Source organism: Bacteroides sp. MSK.20.12 (genome assembly GCF_019052435.1).
Taxonomy (GTDB): domain Bacteria; phylum Bacteroidota; class Bacteroidia; order Bacteroidales; family Bacteroidaceae; genus Bacteroides; species Bacteroides xylanisolvens.
Map to the genome: position 1 here is coordinate 1 of NZ_JAHQVH010000093.1, position 1,896 is coordinate 1,896.

2 rRNA genes are annotated in these 1,896 nt (G+C 48.6%); both read right to left on the reverse strand.

Going from position 1 to position 1,896, the window contains the following annotated elements:
* Nucleotides 1-103, reverse strand: a 5S ribosomal RNA gene (rrf, locus tag KTR06_RS24255); the annotation flags it as partial.
* A 121-nt stretch (nt 104-224) separates the two neighbouring features.
* Nucleotides 225-1,896 (reverse strand): 23S ribosomal RNA (locus KTR06_RS24260); the annotation flags it as partial.

A 1,896-nucleotide genomic window follows, 5' to 3' on the forward strand; every position in this document is an offset into this window, starting at 1 on the left:
GCTACCTACTCTCCCACTGTTACGCAGTACCATCGGCGTGACGAGGCTTAACTTCTCTGTTCGGAATGGGAAGAGGTGGAACCCTCGTGCTATAACCACCTGAATAAGGTTATGACATGATGAAAAGTAAAATCTCAAGTTCATTACTAGTATGTTTCTGTTCTCTGTTTCCAGTTTCCGTATCAGTAATCCGCTAAACGTATATACCCAACCGGTACATATTTGAAAGAAAGTGAACGGGCAATTAGTAATGCTCGGCTTTGATGTTACCACCTTTACACCTGCATCCTATCAACGTCATCGTCTTTAACGACCCTAAGAAATCTAATCTTGTGGCTGGCTTCGTACTTAGATGCTTTCAGCACTTATCCAATCCCGACTTAGATACCCAGCGATGCACCTGGCGGCACAACTGGTAAACCAGCGGTCAGTCCAACACGGTCCTCTCGTACTAGTGTCAGAGCCACGCAAATTTCATACGCCCACGATAGATAGAGACCGAACTGTCTCACGACGTTCTGAACCCAGCTCGCGTGCCACTTTAATGGGCGAACAGCCCAACCCTTGGGACCTTCTCCAGCCCCAGGATGTGACGAGCCGACATCGAGGTGCCAAACCCCTCCGTCGATATGAGCTCTTGGGAGGGATCAGCCTGTTATCCCCGGAGTACCTTTTATCCTTTGAGCGATGTCCCTTCCATGCGGAAACACCGGATCACTATGCTCTAGTTTCCTACCTGATCGACTTGTCTGTCTCCCAGTCAAGCGCCCTTATGCCATTACACTCTACGGACGGTTACCAATCGTCCTGAGGGCACCTTTAGAAGCCTCCGTTACACTTTTGGAGGCGACCACCCCAGTCAAACTACCCACCAAACAGTGTCCTCGCATCCACGAGTTAGAACTCAAATAATCAAAGGGCCGTATTTCAACAGCGACTCCACAAATACTGGCGTACCTGCTTCAAAGTCTCCGGCCTATCCTACACATCAATTACCCAAATTCAATGTTAAGCTATAGTAAAGGTTCACGGGGTCTTTTCGTCCCATCGCGGGTAATCGGCATCTTCACCGATACTACAATTTCACTGAGCTCACGGTTGAGACAGTGTCCAGATCATTACACCATTCGTGCAGGTCGGAACTTACCCGACAAGGAATTTCGCTACCTTAGGACCGTTATAGTTACGGCCGCCGTTTACTGGGGCTTCAATTCAATGCTTCTCTTGCGATGACATCTCCTCTTAACCTTCCAGCACCGGGCAGGTGTCAGGCTGTATACGTAATCTTTCAATTTGGCACAGCCCTGTGTTTTTGTTAAACAGTTGCCTGGACCTATTCTCTGCGCCCAACTCTCGTTGGGACCCTTTATCCCGAAGTTACAGGGTCAATTTGCCTAGTTCCTTAACCGTGAATCACTCAAGCGCCTTAGTATATTCAACCCGACTACGTGTGTCCGTTTGCGGTACGGGTACCTTAAAGATTAAGTTTAGCGGATTTTCTTGGGAGTATGCTTACACGCACTATTACCTTATTCCGAAGAATTTGGTATACTATCAGGTTCGACTCTCTTTGTGGATTTGCCTGCAAAGATCAACATCTACACCCTTCAACGGACTATTCCGTCAGTCCGCGGCGCTATCACTGCTCCGTCTCCACGTCACTCTTTAAGGTAGTACAGGAATATTAACCTGTTCTGCCATCGGCCTCACCGTTCGGCTGAGCCTTAGGACCCGACTAACCCTGATCCGATTAGCGTTGATCAGGAAACCTTAGTCTTTCGGCGAGGGGGTTTCTCACCCCCTTTATCGTTACTTATACCTACATTTGCTTTTCCACACGCTCCAGCAAAGCTCACGCTTCACCTTCGACGCAGAGTGGAATGCTCCCCTACCGAT